Below are 17,184 nucleotides of genomic sequence, written 5' to 3' on the forward strand. Positions count from 1 at the left end.
GGAGTGGCCATCCACCGGAACCGAGTGTTGTGTGGTGCGGGAGCGATCCCGCCTGCGAAGCGTACACAGGGGGCGTGCAGGCCGTGTGATGGAGCCCCGTTACTGAGTTCAGCGGAGCCGACGTATTCGGAACACCGGAAGGCAACAGTTTCGGCATCGTAACGGCCTGATGTCGAGACTCCGCCGGGGTCTAAGAGCAGGGCATGTACGCACGGGTCGTCCAGGAACCTGGGAGCGCTCAGTTGCTCCTTGCCCGAGACGCGGCGCGGGCACCGCGTAAGAAGCCGCCCCGGCCCGACGGCGCTGGTCCGGCCGACGGGAGCGAACAGGACCGACGGCAAGGTAGCGCCAAGCGAAGGCAACGAAGTGCGGCGCGATGGCGACTGAGCAGTCAGAGTCGGCTGATAGTACCGTTGAGCGTGGGGAACGCACCCGAGCGGACCCATGGGAGGGAAGCGGCCGATCGGTTGAGACACCTTCTGAAGGGACGATGGCGTGAACATCGAGTCACCTGACCATCTGAACAGAACGACAGGAGATCGCGACATGGGCTGAATGGTCCATCGGGTGTGCGACAGTTGTCGTGCAGCGAGCGCTCAACCGAGGAGCCGGATGCGGTAGTCCCGCACGTCCGGATCTGTGGGAGCCGCGGGTGGGTAACCACCCGCGGCCACCCGGTTCGCGTCAGGCAACGCCTGAAAGGAGATGACGATCGCGAACGGATGAGCAAAACGGAAACCGGTGCCAAAGCGCGTTCAGCGCGGTTCTCGCGTGCGTCGCGTTGACCTTGACCTCGCGGGCCGTCGGGCCGGCTGAAGAGGACGACTGCAAGTCGTCTATCCCGGGGCGTGTCGCCGCTTCGCGACGACAGTTCCCGCAAATCACCTAAACCGCGTCCAGAGCGAGATGCTCGCTTTCACCTGGGTTCGGCGCTTGGCGCATCCACCGCCCTTAGCGGGGACGCGGTTTGAAAGCATATGTTTTTAATCCCTTAAACCGCGCCAGCTCCAGCGATCGTCAAATCTGCCGGGGCCGATCCCATCCAAAAACATCGCATACCGCACCGGGCGCGGTTTAGTTGATACGCTCCAGTGTGAGCGCGCCGCCAACCACTCGTTCTTGGTGGCTTGCGAGGCGGCGCGCTTTACGCCACGCTTGACGATCAGCTGCCGACGCCCCGCATGCCGCGGGTCGGGGCCGGGTCCAGGAGACGATATCCATGAAAGTGCAGATCAACAGCAGTGGCGGCCTGAGAACGTCGACCGAAGATCGAGCCGCGGTGGTCGCTGTGCTCAACGACCACCTGGGCCGATTCGACGACTTGGTGCGTCGCATCGAGGTGCACCTGCATCCGTGCGACCCGAGTGGCGGCACCGGCCGCGAGATCGAATGCGGGCTGGAGGCGCGTTTCGCCGGCAAGCGCCCGCTCAAGGTACATCATGCCGACCGCAGCGTGGAGCAAGCCGTGACCCGCGCCACGCGCAAGATGCTGACGCAGATCGATCGCCGCATCGGCCGCAAGTACACCGTCAGCAGAAAGGGCCACGTGCGCAACGTCGGCGAGGGATAGAGAGCAGCACGGCCGGTCGCTTGGCGACGGCGCGGGCAATGGCGACGTTCTCGCGCGCGGTCACGCTGGAGATGAGGTTTTAGGCGATCTCCGGGAATCAACATCCCGACTGCGCAGAGGATCGGCCGGCAGTGACGCCGACGGTCGTCGCGAAGCGGCGACACCCCCCCGGGATAGACGACGTGCAGTCGTCCTCTTCAGCCGGCCCGACGGCCTGCGGGGTCGCGGTCAACGCGACGCGCTCGAGAACCGCGCTGAACGCGCTTCGGCACCGGTGTCCGTTTTTCTCAGCCGTTTGCAACCTTCCTCTCCTTTCAGGTGTTGCCTGACGCGGCGGTCGTGCGAGCGAGGCGCGGGGAAGAGGACGACTGCACGTCGTCTATCCCGGGCACGCTGCTTCCGACTGATCGGATGTGCAAGGAAGGATCGGTTCGTCCGGAATCCGATGACAATTACGACAACGACAACGACAACGACAACGACAACGACAACGACATCGAGTTGACCCTTCGACGACTTAACTTGGTTGCGGCTCTGTCGGTAGATCCTTTCCCGGAAATCACCTTAAACCGCGCCCGGTGCGATGTGCGTCGTTTTCCGGCATTTCAAGGATGTGGCTCCAGCTTCCACACGCGCTCGGCGAGCGCGGTGAGGCCGCGTCGGCGAAAGCCCGGTGATTCATCGATCACGTCGAAACTCGCCAGCGGCTCGATGCCGTAACGGCCCCCGAAACGCGTTTGGACCTCGTCGCGGCCGACCGAGAAGGGCGGGCCTGACATCTCGGCCTGATCATAGTCGAGCGTGATCAGGAGGCTCTTTGCGGTCGCGGGCACGATGGTTTTGAAGTGCTCGGCGTAGGCCGGGCGCATCTGCGGGGGGAGGGCGATCAGCGAGGCGCGGTCGAAGACGGCGCCGACGCCCTCCAGATGTGCGGGCGTAAGGTCGAAGTAGTCGCCGACGAGGACCCGCAGCTCGTCGACCGCATAGGTGCGAAACGGCGGTGTCTCCGTCACACGCGGTTCCAGGCCGTTCTCGGCGAAAAACTCCGTAACCCCCAGCTCGCTGATCTCCACGCCGACGACACCGTGGCCTCGGCTGGCGAGCCAGAGGAGGTCGAGTGTCTTGCCGCAGAGCGGGACAAAGACCAGGGTCTCGGGCGTAAGGCCGAGGCCGGGCCAGAACTCCTGCAGATGCACGTTGATCTCAGGCAGATGCCACCCGATGTCGCCATGCTGCCAACGGTCGAGCCAGAATTCAGGGGTCATGGGGGAGTGGTGAGTGGTGAGTAGTGAGTAGTGAGTAGTGAGTGGTGAGTATGCAGGGATCAGGATCAGCGGGTGTCGTGTCGTCTGCCGAGGCCAGGATACGCGAGACGGATACTGCCCTCGCCGAGGGCTTATCCCGCAAGCCTGTGGGTCGGTGATTGTACGACAATGCAGGTCCAGGGGCGGCTCCGAGATCCATCCGTGATCGATCAGCGAGGCAACATCGGCTTGTCATCACGCGACGTCGCGCATTCCGCGCGGAAACCGGCGCCAAAAAAAACCCGCTTGCGCGGGCTTGTTCTCAAGTGCCGACACGAGCGCTGCGACTCGGCAAGAGTCGGAGGCTCCGCGGCGATGGAAGGCGCTACTTGATCTTGCCTTCCTTATACATCACGTGCTGCCGGATGACGGGATCAAACTTCTTGATCTCCATCTTACCGGGCTGATTGCGCTTGTTCTTGGTGGTCGTATAAAAGTGACCGGTACCGGCACTGGAATTGAGCCGGATTTTATCGCGTGCTGCCTTGGCCATGGTGTGCCCTCCGGTTAGACCTTGTCACCGCGTGCGCGGATCTCGCCGAGCACGGTATCGATCCCGCGCTTGTCGATGATGCGCATGCCCTTCGTGGAGACCCGCAGCTTGACCCAGCGCTTCTCGCTCTCGACCCAAAACCGATGGTCGTGGAGATTCGGCAGAAAACGGCGTTTCGTCTTGTTGTTCGCGTGAGAGACGTTATTGCCGGTAATCGGGCGCTTACCGGTGACCTGGCATACCTTGGACATGGCGGAATCCCTAGAATTCGGAGGTCGTGCTTCGGGGTAGAAAGAAGCGGAAAGCTAACATGTTTTCGCGATTCGACGCAACGCAAAATTCCTTGTCGTCGTCATCGCCCGACTGCGGACGCATTTTCTCGACCGCCGCAAGACCGTGACAACCACGTGCGGCCCGACTATACTTCCCGGCTCGGGCTGAGTGGCAGAGTGGTCATGCAGCGGCCTGCAAAGCCGTGCACCCCGGTTCGATTCCGGGCTCAGCCTCCATCTTTACCCCCGCAGGAACTCTTCGTCGATCGTCGACTCGGATGATGTCGCCCCTTGTTGCAACAAGGATCGAACGACACACCGGTAGACGGACTCATCCGACATCCGAAACCCTCACGCCGCGCCCGGGTGGCGAAATTGGTAGACGCAAGGGACTTAAAATCCCTCGACTTCGGTCATGCGGGTTCGAGTCCCGCCCCGGGCACCACCCCCCCTTTCGGACGGACTCATGTCGGAGCAAGATCCTCTCGAAGAGCTTCACATCGATCGCGCCGACCGCGACGGCGGCGGCAACCGTGGGCTTTGGCTCCTTCTTGCCATCCTCGTGGCCGGTGCGCTCGGCGGCGGCGTCTATTATGCGGTCTCGGAGAGTCCGATCCCGGTGGATATCGCGATCGCGCAGGCACCGAACGCGGGGCCGACGGCCGTCCTGGATGCGACCGGTTATGTCATCGCCCGCCGCCAAGCGACGGTGTCGAGCAAGATCTCGGGAAAGCTCGCCGAGGTGTTGATCGAGGAAGGCGTCGAGGTCGAAGCCGATCAACTGCTTGCGCGCCTCGACGACACGGACGCAAAGGCACAGCTCGATCTCGCCCGGGCGCGTCTGGCTGCCGCGCAGGCCCGGCTCGGCGAGATCCAGGTCCAACTCGAGCAAGCCCGTCGAGGGCTCCAGCGACAGACCGAGCTGCGCTCGCGTCAGTTGGCCTCGGAGGAGGCGCTCGAAACCGCCGCGACGCAGGTCGAGACCCTCTCGGCCCAGCTCGAGGCGCAGCGCAGTCAGGTCCGGGTTTCCGAGGCCGAGGTCGGGGTCGCGCAGGTCGCCTACGACAACACGGTTGTGCGCGCACCCTTCGCCGGCGTGATTGTCGCGAAGGCCGCCCAGCCCGGCGAGATCGTCTCGCCGATGTCGGCCGGCGGCGGCTTCACCCGCACCGGCATCGGGACCATCGTGGATATGGACTCGCTCGAGATCGAGGTCGACGTCAACGAGGCATTCATCAATCGCGTCAGACCCGATCAACCCGTTCAGGCGGTCCTCGACGCCTATCCGGATTGGACGATCCCCGCATCGGTCATCGCAATTATCCCCACGGCGGACCGCAGCAAGGCGACGGTCCGGGTGCGGATCCGGATCGTCGCGAAGGACCCGCGCTTGATCCCGGAGATGGGGGTGCGGGTGTCCTTTCTTCAGGATCACGCCGAGGCTCTTGACGCCACGACCGATGGGGTGCTGATCCCCGCAAGCGCGATCCGGGGCCACGACGAGGACAGCATCGTCTTCGTATTGGACGGCGATCACGTCCGCGAGCGACCGGTGACCCCGGGCAGCGAGGTCGGTGATCGACGCCTGATCGAGCAGGGTCTGATCGCGGGCGAGCAGGTGGTGCGTGATCCTCCGCTCGAGTTGGCCGACGGCATGCGGATCTCTGCGAAAGGCGGGAGCTGAACACCGTGATGTCGGACAGATCCGCTTGCGTCCTCGGCCCGAACCCATGTCCGAAATGACCTTGCCCCTCGCATCCCGCAGCCCCGAACCCCTGGTCGCGATCCGCGGCGTGAGCAAGGTCTACGAGCGCGGTCGGCAGCGCATCGAGGTCCTGCATCATGTCGACCTGGATATCCCGGAAGGGGATTTTCTCGCCTTGATGGGGCCTTCGGGATCCGGCAAGAGCACGCTGCTCAACATGATCGCCGGGCTGGATCTGCCGAGCGAAGGGTCCTTGAGTGTCGCCGGACATCGGATCGACCGCATGTCCTCCACCGAGCTGGCGCGCTGGCGGGCGGCACATGTCGGCTTTGTTTTCCAGTTCTACAATCTCTTGCCGGCGCTCTCGGCGCAAAAGAACGTCGAGCTGCCGCTCCTGCTGACCCGGCTGTCCACGGCACGGCGCAGACGCAACGCGGCGATCGCGCTCGATCTGGTCGGACTCGCCGACCGGGCCTCGCACAAGCCCAACGAGCTCTCCGGGGGCCAACAGCAGCGCGTCGCCATCGCCAGGGCGATCGTCTCGGATCCGACGCTTTTGGTCTGCGACGAGCCCACAGGCGATCTCGACCGCCACTCCGCCGAGGAGGTGCTGAGCCTCCTGCAACGGCTTAACCGCGAGTACGGCAAGACGATGATCATGGTGACCCACGACCCGAAGGCGGCCGAGTTTGCGCAGCGGGTCCTGCATTTGGATAAGGGGATCTTGGTCGAGCAAGCTGAAATCGGAGCGTGAAGGATGGGTTTCGCTGCGCTCTAGCGGAGCGGGAAATGGGGCATCGGAGCGTGAAGGATGGGTTTCGCTGCGCTCTACCCATCCTACGGGTTGCTCCCGACTTATGTTGGTAGGTCGCTGATGGCTGGTGGCCGGAGGGTCTCCTCGCGATGAAATATCTCCCTCTTCTCTTCGCCGCACTCATGCGCAAGAAGACGCGCACGCTGCTCACACTGCTTTCGGTGGCGGCGGCCTTTGCGCTCTTCGGGATGCTGGATGCCGTGCGGGTGGCGTTCAATGCGCCTCAGAGCGTGATCGGGATCGATCGGCTCATTACCTCCTCGCGCCTCTCGCTGATCCAGCCGTTGCCCTATGCGGACCTCGCCCGGATCGAGTCGACGCCCGGCGTGAAGGCGGTGACCTACGCGAGCTGGTTCGGGGGGATCTATCAGGACCCGAAGAATTTCTTTCCGAACTTCCCGGTCGAACCCGAGACCTATCTCGACATGTATCCGGAGCTGGTCCTGCCTCAAGCGCAGCGCCAAGCCTTCATCAAGATGCGTACCGGGGCGATCGCCGGACAGGCGCTCGCGGATCTGCACGACTGGAAGGTCGGCGACAAGATCCCTTTGCGCCCGACCATCTACCCCCATCGCGACGGCGGGGAGGTCTGGACCTTCGACCTCGTCGGCATCTTCGAAGCCGCCCAGCCGGAGCTTCGCGGCTCAGAGAAGCAGATGCTGTTTCACCACACCTACTTCGATGAAGGGCGCGAGATCGGGCAAGGTACGGTCGGTTGGTACATCGTGCGGGTCGAGGACGCGTCGCAGGCCGATCAGATCGCGCAGGCGATCGACCGTCAGTTCGCCAATTCCGCCTTCGAAACCCGTACCCAGAGCGAGCGCGAGTTCCAGCTCTCCTTCGCAAAACAAATCGGCGACATCGGGCTGATCGTCACGGCGATCATGGCAGCGGTCTTCTTCACCCTGGTGCTGCTCACCGGCAACACCATGGCGCAATCCATCCGCGAGCGGATTCCCGAGCTGGCGGTGCTCAAGACGCTCGGCTTCACCAACCGTGCGGTTCTTCTACTCGTCATGGCCGAGGCGCTCGTGCTGCTTCTGCTCGGGGGGCTGATCGGGCTCGTGCTCGCCGCTCTGGCCCTTCCGGTGATCGGCGAGGCCAGCTCCGGACAGCTCGATGTTGCGATGCGTCCGGAGAGCTGGTTGCTGGGGGTCGGCCTGATGGCGGCCATCGGTATCCTGGTCGGACTGCCGCCGGCGCTCAAGGCGATGCGCCTGGGGATCGTCGATGCGTTGGCGGGACGATGAGCGAGCGACCGACCGCGTGGAGCATCGCCCTGACTCGCATGCGCTCGACGCTGCCGACGCTCGCCGCCGGGCTCGCCGTTGCAGCCTTTTTCGGGATCTGGATCCTGGCACCGACGCTTGTGATCGCGCTCGCGCTGGTTTTCATCGGCTGGCTGGTGCTGACGCGAACCGGGCGGCAGGCGCTCGCCGTCGCCCGGGTCGGCTTGAGCACGGTACCCGAGCGCCTCGGGGCGACCTCGGTCGTGGTGGTCGGGATCGCCGGGGTGGTCGGGGTTCTGGTCGCCCTGCAGGCGATGGCGGCGGGTTTCGAGGCGACGCTCACGGGTGCGGGCAGCGACGACACCGCCCTGGTGCTGCGCGCCGCGGCCAATGCCGAGCTCTCTTCGGCGCTGGATCGTCCCTCCACGACGCTGATCATCCAGGCCCCGGGCATCAAGCGCGACGCGAACGATCGCCCCGTCGCATCGGCCGAGGTGGTGGTCGTGGCCAGCGTCCCGAAGCGAACCACGGGAACGGACGCGAATCTCGAGGTCCGCGGCGTCGGGCCGGCAGCCTGGGCGGTACGCCCGCAGGTTCGGATCGTCGAGGGCCGACGCTTCCGGCCCGGACTGCGCGAGCTGATCGTCGGTCAGGGCGCGCTGCAGCAGTTCAGCGGGGTCGAGATCGGCGACAGCATCGTCCTCAACAACCAGGACTGGCGCATCGTCGGTGTCTTCGCCTCTGGCGATACGCATGAGTCCGAGGTCTGGGGCGACGCCGAATCCATTGCGGCGGCCTATCGCCGCAACGGCTTTCAGTCCGTCGCCGTGCGCTTGACCGAGGCGGCGGCGATCGAGCGCCTGCGCGCGGCCCTGAGCGCCGACCCGCGCTTGAGGGTCGATGTGGAGACCACGCGCGCCTACTACGGCAAGCAGTCGGAGCGGCTTACGCGGGTGATTCGGGCGGTCGGTATCGGGGTCGCCGTCATGATGGCGCTCGGGGCGGTCTTCGGTGCGCTCAACACCATGTATGCGGCCGTGGCGAGTCGCGCGCGCGAGATCGCCACCTTGCGCGCGCTGGGATTCACCGGACTGCCGGTCGTCGTCGCAGTCATGCTCGAGACCATGGCCTTGGCCTGTGCGGGCGGGATCCTCGGGGCCGGCATCGCCTGGGCCTTGTTTCACGGCTTCACGGTCTCGACCTTGGGATCCAACTTCAGTCAGGTCGTCTTCCAGTTCCAGGTCACTCCGGAGCTTCTGATCCGCGGGTTGCAGTGGGCGCTCGGGATCGGCTTCATCGGAGGCATCTTCCCGGCGCTCCGCGCAGCAAGCCTTCCGGTGACGACGGCGTTGCGGGAGTCTTGACGGGCTGCTGCGCCTAGCCGCTCGAGGCCTTCCTTCGGGGCACTCGCGATCGGACGGCACGCTGCGGCGAGACGCCTCGGCATCCACGACGCGGCCCCTTGCACGACCCCGGACACCACACGAAGACCAGGCCGAAGTCACGATGCGCATATCGAGTTTAATTTGATCCTTGCATGAGCGCCGCATAGACTCCGGATCAGAGGATTCACAGTCGCGCAACTTCCATGACCTGAAATAGGCACCTAAACCGCGTCCGGAGCGACATGCGTCATTTTCATGTTGTGTCGGGCTTAGTGATTTTTCCGACCCTCGTGCAGACGCGGTTTACATTTTAGTTTTCAAAGTTTTAAACCGCGCCGGCTCCGGCAATCGTCGAGTCTGTCGAGGCCGATCCCCTCCAATAACGTCACATACTGCGCTGGTCGCGGTTTAAACACGCGGGGAAAGACGTCCGATGTCCCATACGCTCGTGCGCTACTCGAAGGTCGTCGAGATCGTCGGCGACCTCCTCAAGGTCCTGGTTCCGCCCCCGGTGTCCGAGCAGGGCCAACGGGTCGCGTTCGGCGACCTGGGGATGGTCGAGGACCCGAGCGGTTTCAAATCGATGGCGCGCGTCATCAGGCTCGAAGGCGAGCTGGTGTCGCTGCAGGTCTTCTCCGGGACCAAGGGGCTTTCCACCCAGGCGTCGGTCCGCTTCCTCGGCCATCCGATGCGGGTGACCTACTCGCCCAACGTCCTGGGTCGCGTTTTTCGCGGCGACGGCACCCCGTTCGATAACGGGCCGGGCCTCGCTCAAGACCCCAAGATCGAGATCGACGGCCCCTCGGCAAACCCGGCGCGACGCTCGCTCGCCTCCAAGATGGTGCGCACCGACGTCCCCATGATCGACATCTTCAACTCTCTGGTGGAGAGTCAGAAGATCCCGATCTTCTCGGTCGCCGGCGAGCCCTACAACGCGCTGTTGGCGCGCATCGGGATCCAGGCGGATGCGGACATCGTCGTCTTCGGCGGGCTTGGTCTCATCTTCGACGACTATCACTTCTTTCTGCGTCGCTTCGAGGATGCGGGCGTGTTCGCCCGGACCGTCATGTTCGTCAACCTCGCCTCCGACCCGGTGGTCGAGCGCCTCTTGGTTCCCGATATGGCCCTTGCGGTCGCGGAGCGGTTCGCGGTCGAGGAAGGCAAGCGGGTCCTCGTCCTGATGAGCGACATGACCGCCTATGCCGACGCCATGAAGGAGGTGGGTATCGCCATGGAGGCCGTGCCGTCGAATCGCGGCTACATGGGCGATCTTTACTCGCAACTTGCACGACGTTACGAGAAGGCCGCCGACTTCAAGGTTGGCGGCTCGCTCACCATCCTCACCGTGACCACGATGCCGGGAGGCGACGTCACGCACCCGGTGCCGGACAACACCGGCTACATCACCGAAGGCCAGTTCTATCTCCACGACGGCATGCTCGACCCCTTCGGCTCGCTCTCGCGCCTGAAGCAGCATGTGGTCGGCAAGGTCACCCGCGAGGACCACAGCCAGATCATGAACACCATGATCCGCTTCTACTCGGGCGCCCGCGATGCCGAGCAAAAGCAGGCAATGGCCTTCGATCTGTCCGAATTCGACATCCGCTTGATTAGGTTCGGGAACCTTTTCCGGGAGCGCTTCATGGACATCGATGTCAGCATCCCGTTGGAGAAGGGTTTGGACCTCTGCTGGCAAACCCTCGCCGAGTGTTTCAATCGCGACGAGCTGCTGATGAAAGAGAATCTGATCGACAAGTACCTCCCGACGCTCGATGAGGACGCGCCGGTTCTAGCGGCGGCTTGACGCGGAGCAGCCATTCGCATGTCACGCGTCAGTCTCAGCAAGTCCTCGTTGGCCAAGCAGAACCGCGCGCTGCAGACCTACGAGCGCTATCTGCCCTCGCTCGATCTGAAGCGCAAACAGATCATGACCGAGCGCGCCAAAGAGGTCCTGGCGCAGGGGGAGACCCGTCGCAAGATCGCGGCGCTGCGCCAGCAGGTGACGGAGAATCTACCCATGCTCGCCAATCGCGAGATCGACCTGTCCGGCCTGGTGCAGGTGCGCGGCGCCCGCCTCGGCGAGGAAAATCTCCTCGGCACGCGACTGCCCGTGCTCGAAGGGCTCGACCTCGTCAAGCGCGACTACGGCCTCTTGAGCAAACCCCACTGGGTGGACATCTTGGTCGACGCACTCTCCGAGATGCTGACGCTCCAAGCGCAACTCGCGCTGCACGATCGGCGTCTCGTCTTGCTCGATGAAGCGGTGCGCAAGGTGACGCAGCGGGTGAATCTGTTCGACAAGGTGTTGATCCCGCGCACACGCGAGAACATCAAGCGGATTCGCGTCCACCTCTCGGACAGCGAGCGCGCGGCGATCGTGCGCTCGAAGATCGCGAAGGGCAAACGACTCAGAGAGGCCTCGGCATGAGCATCCAACGCCTGACGCGCCTGACCCTGGCCGGTCTTGCAACGGACAAGGACCGCGTGCTCGAGCGGCTCCAGACGCTTGGCTGTCTGCATCTGATCCCGTTGCGACCCGCACCGAGGGAGCCCGAGAAGGAGCCGGCCAGCCACGCGGTCGAGGCGCTGCAGGCGCTGCGGTATCTGCAGGATATGCGCGAGAAGCGTCGTCAGGTGCGCGATCCGGCGGGCTTCGATCTGCCCGGCACCATCGCCGCCGTGCTGGAGAATCAGCAACGCCTGCGCGACACGAGCGACCGCCGCGACGCCCTGGTCGAGCGCATTGCGGAGCTCGAGCCCTGGGGCGATTTCGCCCTGCCGCCCAGGCAGGATCTGGCCGGTCGCAAGTTTTGGTTCTACATCGTGCCGCAGCGCCAGATGGCGCAGCTCGCAACGCTCGAGCTGCCTTGGCAGGTGGTGCATCGCGACAACCGTCAATCCTGGGTCGTGGTGATCCACCCGGACGAGCCGCCCCGCGACGCCCTGCCGGTGCCGCGCACCCTGGCCGGGGCCCTGAGTCTGACCGAGGTCCGCCGCCGTCTCGAAACCGCCGAGCTGGAGCTCGAAGAGATCCAGGCCGAGCACGTTGCCCTGACGCGCTGGATCTATCTCCTCTCGACACATCTCGCCCAAGCCGAGGACGAGGCCCAACTTCGTCACGCACAGGCACAGACGCGCGACGAGGAGTCGCTCTTTCTGGTGCAGGGCTGGGCGCCCGAGGACGCGGTCGCGCCGGTCCAGGCGTTCGCCGAGCAACAGGGCCTGGCGCTCCTGATGGAAGAGCCCTTACCGCACGACGCACCGCCGACCCTGCTCGACAATCCCGGCCCCATCGCCGCCGGCCAGGACCTGGTGGCCTTCTACCAGATGCCGGCCTACGACGCCTGGGATCCCTCGCGCGTGCTGTTTTTCTCCTTCGCGGCCTTCTTCGCGATGATCCTTTCCGATGCCGGTTATGCCGCCCTCCTGGGCGTCCTGCTGCTGGCCTATTGGCGCAAGATCGGCACCAGCGCGCTCGGCGGGCGCCTGCGCATCCTGGCTACGGCGCTGGTCGGGACATCCTTAGTTTGGGGTGTCCTGGTCGGCAGCTATTTCGGTTTCGCGCCCCGGCCGGACAGTCTCCCGGGACAGCTGCATCTGCTGGATATCAACGATTTCGAGGTCATGATGCGGCTGTCAGTCGGAATCGGCGTGGTCCACCTGATCCTCGCCAATCTCGAGATGGCGGGCGCCCAACGCGGCCGCGCCGCGGGGCGTGTGGCGATCGGCTGGATCGCGGTGATGCTCGGCGGCTTTACGCTCTGGATCGCGGGGGATGCCGGCGCGCCCGACTGGATGATCCTCTCGGCGCAGATCCTGATGGGCATCGGGCTCGGCGTCGTCCTGCTCCTGGGCAGCGATCGCCGCGTGGACGGTGTCAAGGCGCTCGCCCTGCGCGGCTTCGATGGCTTGAGCAACCTGGTGCGGGTGACGCAGGTGTTCGGGGACGTGCTGTCTTATCTGCGGCTCTTCGCGCTCGGCCTGGCTTCCGCCTCGATGGCGATGACCTTCAACGGCTTGGCCCGCGATGTCGCGACCGAGCTACCCGGTCTGGGGCTGCTGCTCGCCATCCTCATCCTCTTGGCCGGTCACACGCTCAATCTGCTGCTCGCGCTCATGAGCGGCGTGGTCCACGGGCTGCGCCTGAACTTCATCGAATTCTACAACTGGGCGCTGGCCGGCGAAGGCTACCCCTTCAAACCCTTTAAACGAACGGAGTTGCGCGAATGAATGAACTTGTGGTTGCGCTGGGCTGGGCCGGGCTCTTCTCCCCCATGGCCCTGGGTGCGATCGGCAGCGTCATCGGCTGCTCCGTGGCCGGGCAGGCGGCGATCGGGGCGATGGTGGACACGGATTCCGGCTACGGACGTTACATCGGCGTCTCGGTGATGCCCTCCTCGCAGGTCATCTACGGCATCGTCATCATGTTCAGCCTGCAGCGCGACGTCACGCCCGTGACCGCACCGGCGCTCTTCGGCATCGGTCTGCTCTCGGGTCTCGCGCTGCTCTTCTCGGCGATGCGTCAGGGTCAGGCGTGCGCCTCGGCGATCCATGCCAGCAAGACCAAGCCCGAGATCTTCGGTCTGTCGTTGGCTCCGGCCGCCATCGTCGAGGGCTTTGCGGTGTTCGCCTTCGTGTTCGCGCTGGTGTTGGCCGGCGGGATCCCCGGATGAGCCGCACGAGCAGCGAGGGGCGCGACACCATGACCACAGAAGACAAGGGCGCACTCAAGAACCTGGCATCGTCCGGGGTCGAGGCGCTGATCGAGCGACTGCGCGACGAGGGTGTGCAGGTCGGTCACGCCGAGGCGCAGCGGATCGAGGCGGAGGCACGGCGCGAGGCCGCCCGCATCGTTCGCGATGCCGAGAATCGGGCCAAGGCCGTCCGCGAGGCGGCCCAACAGGAAGTCGATGCGCTGCGCAAGGGCGGCGAAGAGGCGCTGCGGATCGCCATGCGCGACACCGTGCTGCGGCTCAAGGCCGACCTTGCCGATCGTTTCAGCGACGAGGTCAAACGGCTGATTGCCGCCAAGATCGAGCAGGAGGCATTCCTCGAGCGCTTGATCCTGGAAGTGGCCGCCAAGGCGCGCGCGGAGGCCGGGGTCGACGCCGGACAGGACGTCGAGATCCAGTTGCCCAAGGCGCTGGTGAGTCCGGACGAGCTTCGCCGCAACCCGCTGGAGCTGCGCGAAGGATCCTTGTCGCACTTCGTGCTCTCCTTGGCGGGAAACATCCTGGCCGAGGGCGTGACCTTCGGGGTCGCCGCCGGCACCGAAGGCAAGGGCATCCGGCTCGCACTCAAGGGCAAGGACGTGCACATCGACCTGACCGACGAGACGGTCGCCGCCACCCTGCTCGCGCATCTTCAGCCGCGCTTTCGGGCGATCCTCGAAGGCATGGTGAAGTAAAGGGCCGAGGCGACCGTGGCGCACTCCGACCGTTACGCGATGCTCTTAAGCTCGCTGCCTTATCACGGCCCGCTCTTCGGTGCCAAGCAGACCCCCTTGTCGCGCATCCGACTGAACCAGCGTCTGGCCTTGCTGGATCCGGTCGAGGCGGACTGTCTGCGTCACGCCAGGCGGCTGCTCGAATGGGCTCAACAAGAACCCGACCGGACCGACGCCCAAGCCGTGGTCCGCGCCAAACAGGTCATCGACGGGATCACGAATCCCTTTATCCGGGATCTGGTGACCTGGCGTCTCGAGATGCGCACCCTGGTCGCCGCCCTGCGGCGGCGGCACCGCGGCGAGTCCGCGCCGCGCGACCGCCGCTGGGGCTTCGGCCGCTGGGTGGGCCGGATCATGCAGCACTGGAACGAGCCCGCCTTCGGTCTCGAGCGCGCCATTCCCTGGTTGCCCGAGGCCGAGCGTCTGCTGCGTCGCGGCGCCACCGTCGATCTCGAGCGTCTGCTGCTCGGTGCGGTCTGGAACCACTTGGAGAGCTGCAGCGACGGGCACTATCTCGATTTCGAGGCCGTCGTCATCTACGTCCTGCGCTGGGACATGATCGCGCGCTGGACGACGTACGACGGCGCGGAGGCAGCGCGACGCTTCGACGAGCTGGTCGAGCAGGCGATGGCGGGGGTCGAGAAGAGCTTGCGGCCGTCCGCCGCCGCTCCCCGACCGGAACGCACTTAAACCGCGCCCGGTGCGGTATGCGATGTTTTTGGATGGGATCGGCCGCGGCAGACGTGACGACCGCTGGAGCTGGCGCGGTTTAAGAGGTTAAAAAATAAATCATTTTAAACCGCGTCCCACCGAGGTCGAGGACATCTCCAAAGCCGAACGCAAAATGAGAATGACGCATGTCACTCTAGACGCGGTTTAAACCTGTCGACCGCTGGCCCGACGTCGGCGCCCTACTGGATCTATTCATGGCAAGACACACGACCCGAGGCAAGCCCAGGCACGAGGAACGGCCGCGTGCCTCCGAAGGCGCCTCCCCGACACAGGACCTCGCCAAGATGCGCGACGACGACTCGCCCGCACCGCCGGCTCCACCCGCGCCTCCCGCGCAGGCCGATGCACTCGCTCGCGTCGTGGCGGTTCAGGAGAGCCTGGTGACCATCGAGGCCGGGTGGGAAAACGGGACCCGTCGCTCCCTGATGAAGAACGAGGTGGTCCTCATCCTGCCGGGCCGGGTACCCCCCGATGGACGCCAGGAACGGCTCAAGGCCGAGGTCCTGAGGGTGCGTGGCTATACCGCAGACGTCCAGGTGTTCGAAGACACGCGCGGCATCACCATCGGCGACCCGGTGGAGCAGACCGGCGAGATGTTGTCGGTCGTTCTCGGCCCGGGCTTGCTCGGCCAGGTCTACGACGGTCTGCAAAGTCCGCTCGACAAGATCGCCATCGAGCACGGCATCTTTTTGCCGCGCGGGGTGGATCTCGATCCGCTGGACCGAGAGCGGAAATGGTCCTTTGTCCCCGCCGTGTCGCAAGGCGCGCGCCTGGGGTCCGGCGGTCTGCTCGGTACGGTTGCCGAGGGCCGCTTCACGCACAAGATCATGGTGCCGTTCGATCAGGAGGGCGAGGTCGAGGTCACCTGGATCCAGGAAGGGAGCGTGACGCTCGACACCCCGGTCGCGCGCATCCGCGATACCGGGGGCGAGGAGCACTCGGTCGACCTGACCCAGCGCTGGCCGGTCCGCCGCCCGCTGACCGAGCACATGCTCCGCGCCCGCACGACCGAGAGGCTTTACCCGAACGAGCCGATGATCACGACGATGCGCACCATCGACACCTTCTTCCCGGTCGCGCGCGGCGGGACCGCCTGTATCCCCGGCCCCTTCGGTGCCGGCAAGACCGTCCTGCAGCATTCGCTGGCCAAGCATGCGGCGGTGGATATCGTTCTGGTGGTCGCCTGCGGCGAGCGCGCGGGCGAGGTCGTGGAGACCATCCAGGAATTCCCGCGTATCAAGGACCCGGCGACCGGCGGCTCGCTGATGGACCGCACCATCATCATCTGCAACACCTCGTCCATGCCGGTGGCGGCGCGCGAGGCGTCGATCTACACCGGCATCACCATCGGCGAGTATTACCGCCAAATGGGCTATCACGTCCTGCTCCTGGCGGACTCGACCTCGCGCTGGGCGCAGGCGATGCGCGAGACCTCGGGGCGTCTGGAAGAGATCCCGGGCGAGGAGGCCTTTCCGGCCTATCTGGAATCGGCGATCCGCAGCGTCTACGAGCGCGCCGGCCTGATCCGCAGCGCCGACGGCGGCCTGGGCAGCCTGACCATGATCGGCACCGTCTCCCCGGCCGGCGGCAACTTCGAGGAACCCGTCACGCAGGGGACACTCAGCACGGTCAAGAGCTTCCTCGGGCTCTCCTACGACCGTGCGTACCGCCGCTTTTACCCGGCGATCGATCCGTTGATCTCCTGGTCGCGCTACCTCGAGCAGTTGTCCGATTGGTACGCCCGCAACCTGGACCCGACCTGGACCGAGCGTGTCAAGGCCCTGAAGGATCTGCTGGTACGCGGCGACAGTGTTCAGCAGATGATGCAGGTGACGGGCGAAGAAGGCATCACGACCGACGACTATGTCGTCTATCAAAAGGCGCTCTTCCTCGACATGGTCTTCCTTCAGCAGGACGCCTTCGACGATGTCGACGGCTCGGTCCCCATGGATCGCCAAAAGCTTACCTTCGATCGCGTCTGGGGCATCGTCGAGCAAGAGCGCAGCTTCGAGGACAAGACCGCGGTGCGACACCACTTCAACAAGCTGACCGGGCTCTTCAAGAACTTCCACTACGCCGCGCCCGAGTCGCCGGACTACGCGCGTCTGCTCGCCGAGATCGACGCAATGACGACCTAAACCGCGTCCAGAGCGAGATGCTCACTTTCGCGTGAGTTCGACGCTCGGTGCATCCACGGCCCTTAGCGGCGACGCGGTTTAAGGTATTAAAAGGAG

15 protein-coding genes and 2 tRNA genes are annotated in these 17,184 nt (G+C 65.0%); 14 read left to right on the forward strand and 3 right to left on the reverse strand.

The window, feature by feature from the left end; translation table 11 throughout:
* Positions 1–1,219 precede the first annotated feature (1,219 nt).
* Positions 1,220–1,570 carry a hypothetical protein gene (locus tag BDD21_RS16160; protein ID WP_120798015.1) on the forward strand — a complete coding sequence of 117 codons (351 nt, stop codon included), beginning with the start codon at positions 1,220–1,222 and terminating at the stop codon, positions 1,568–1,570.
* A 605-nt stretch (positions 1,571–2,175) separates the two neighbouring features.
* Here the strand turns inward: BDD21_RS16160 and BDD21_RS16165 are convergent.
* From BDD21_RS16165 to rpmB, 3 genes are all read right to left on the reverse strand, one after another.
* Positions 2,176–2,835 (reverse strand): thiopurine S-methyltransferase, encoded by a 660-nt coding sequence (locus BDD21_RS16165; protein WP_120798016.1) that lies wholly within the window; start codon positions 2,833–2,835, stop codon positions 2,176–2,178.
* Between the two features lie 364 nt (positions 2,836–3,199).
* Complete coding sequence (gene rpmG, locus BDD21_RS16170; protein WP_007193702.1) at positions 3,200–3,367, reverse strand: 50S ribosomal protein L33; 168 nt, start codon at positions 3,365–3,367, stop codon at positions 3,200–3,202.
* A 14-nt stretch (positions 3,368–3,381) separates the two neighbouring features.
* Positions 3,382–3,618 (reverse strand): 50S ribosomal protein L28, encoded by a 237-nt coding sequence (gene rpmB / locus BDD21_RS16175; protein ID WP_120798017.1) that lies wholly within the window; start codon positions 3,616–3,618, stop codon positions 3,382–3,384.
* Between the two features lie 184 nt (positions 3,619–3,802).
* On the opposite strand from rpmB, the gene BDD21_RS16180 reads away from it, so the two are divergent.
* The 13 genes from BDD21_RS16180 to BDD21_RS16240 all read left to right on the forward strand — a co-directional run bounded on the left by BDD21_RS16180 (position 3,803) and on the right by BDD21_RS16240 (position 17,088).
* Positions 3,803–3,876: transfer RNA gene (locus tag BDD21_RS16180), tRNA-Cys, on the forward strand.
* Positions 3,877–3,999: 123 nt separating this feature from the next.
* Positions 4,000–4,084, forward strand: a tRNA-Leu gene (locus tag BDD21_RS16185).
* A 21-nt stretch (positions 4,085–4,105) separates the two neighbouring features.
* A complete protein-coding gene (locus BDD21_RS16190; protein WP_120798018.1) occupies positions 4,106–5,323 on the forward strand; it encodes an efflux RND transporter periplasmic adaptor subunit in 1,218 nt (405 codons plus the stop codon).
* A gap of 61 nt (positions 5,324–5,384) precedes the next feature.
* A complete protein-coding gene (locus BDD21_RS16195) occupies positions 5,385–6,098 on the forward strand; it encodes an ABC transporter ATP-binding protein (protein WP_425470257.1) in 714 nt (237 codons plus the stop codon).
* A 149-nt stretch (positions 6,099–6,247) separates the two neighbouring features.
* A complete protein-coding gene (locus tag BDD21_RS16200) occupies positions 6,248–7,408 on the forward strand; it encodes an ABC transporter permease (RefSeq protein ID WP_120798020.1) in 1,161 nt (386 codons plus the stop codon).
* On the forward strand, positions 7,405–8,751 hold the full coding sequence (locus tag BDD21_RS16205; RefSeq protein WP_245969644.1) for an ABC transporter permease: 1,347 nt from the start codon (positions 7,405–7,407) through the stop codon (positions 8,749–8,751). The genes BDD21_RS16200 and BDD21_RS16205 overlap by 4 nt, the downstream gene beginning before the upstream one ends.
* A 454-nt stretch (positions 8,752–9,205) precedes the next feature.
* Positions 9,206–10,576 (forward strand): V-type ATP synthase subunit B, encoded by a 1,371-nt coding sequence (locus BDD21_RS16210; RefSeq protein WP_120798021.1) that lies wholly within the window; start codon positions 9,206–9,208, stop codon positions 10,574–10,576.
* An 18-nt stretch (positions 10,577–10,594) separates the two neighbouring features.
* Positions 10,595–11,200 (forward strand): V-type ATP synthase subunit D, encoded by a 606-nt coding sequence (locus tag BDD21_RS16215; protein WP_120798022.1) that lies wholly within the window; start codon positions 10,595–10,597, stop codon positions 11,198–11,200.
* Positions 11,197–13,002 carry a V-type ATP synthase subunit I gene (locus BDD21_RS16220; protein ID WP_120798023.1) on the forward strand — a complete coding sequence of 602 codons (1,806 nt, stop codon included), beginning with the start codon at positions 11,197–11,199 and terminating at the stop codon, positions 13,000–13,002. Before BDD21_RS16215 ends, BDD21_RS16220 begins: the two co-directional genes overlap by 4 nt.
* Entirely contained in the window at positions 12,999–13,445 is a 447-nt protein-coding gene (locus tag BDD21_RS16225) for an ATP synthase subunit C (RefSeq protein WP_120798024.1), read from the forward strand. Before BDD21_RS16220 ends, BDD21_RS16225 begins: the two co-directional genes overlap by 4 nt.
* Positions 13,442–14,179: a hypothetical protein gene (locus tag BDD21_RS16230; RefSeq protein ID WP_120798025.1), complete on the forward strand. Its 738-nt coding sequence runs from the start codon at positions 13,442–13,444 to the stop codon at positions 14,177–14,179. The genes BDD21_RS16225 and BDD21_RS16230 overlap by 4 nt, the downstream gene beginning before the upstream one ends.
* 15 nt (positions 14,180–14,194) lie before the next feature.
* The gene (locus BDD21_RS16235) at positions 14,195–14,908 is read left to right on the forward strand and encodes a DUF2764 family protein (protein WP_120798026.1); all 714 of its coding nucleotides are present in this window, start codon (positions 14,195–14,197) and stop codon (positions 14,906–14,908) included.
* 326 nt (positions 14,909–15,234) lie between these two features.
* Positions 15,235–17,088 carry a V-type ATP synthase subunit A gene (locus tag BDD21_RS16240; protein WP_120798027.1) on the forward strand — a complete coding sequence of 618 codons (1,854 nt, stop codon included), beginning with the start codon at positions 15,235–15,237 and terminating at the stop codon, positions 17,086–17,088.
* The last annotated feature ends 96 nt before the right edge of the window (positions 17,089–17,184 follow it).

The sequence above is a fragment of the Thiocapsa rosea genome (genome assembly GCF_003634315.1).
In the GTDB taxonomy this organism is placed as follows: domain Bacteria; phylum Pseudomonadota; class Gammaproteobacteria; order Chromatiales; family Chromatiaceae; genus Thiocapsa; species Thiocapsa rosea.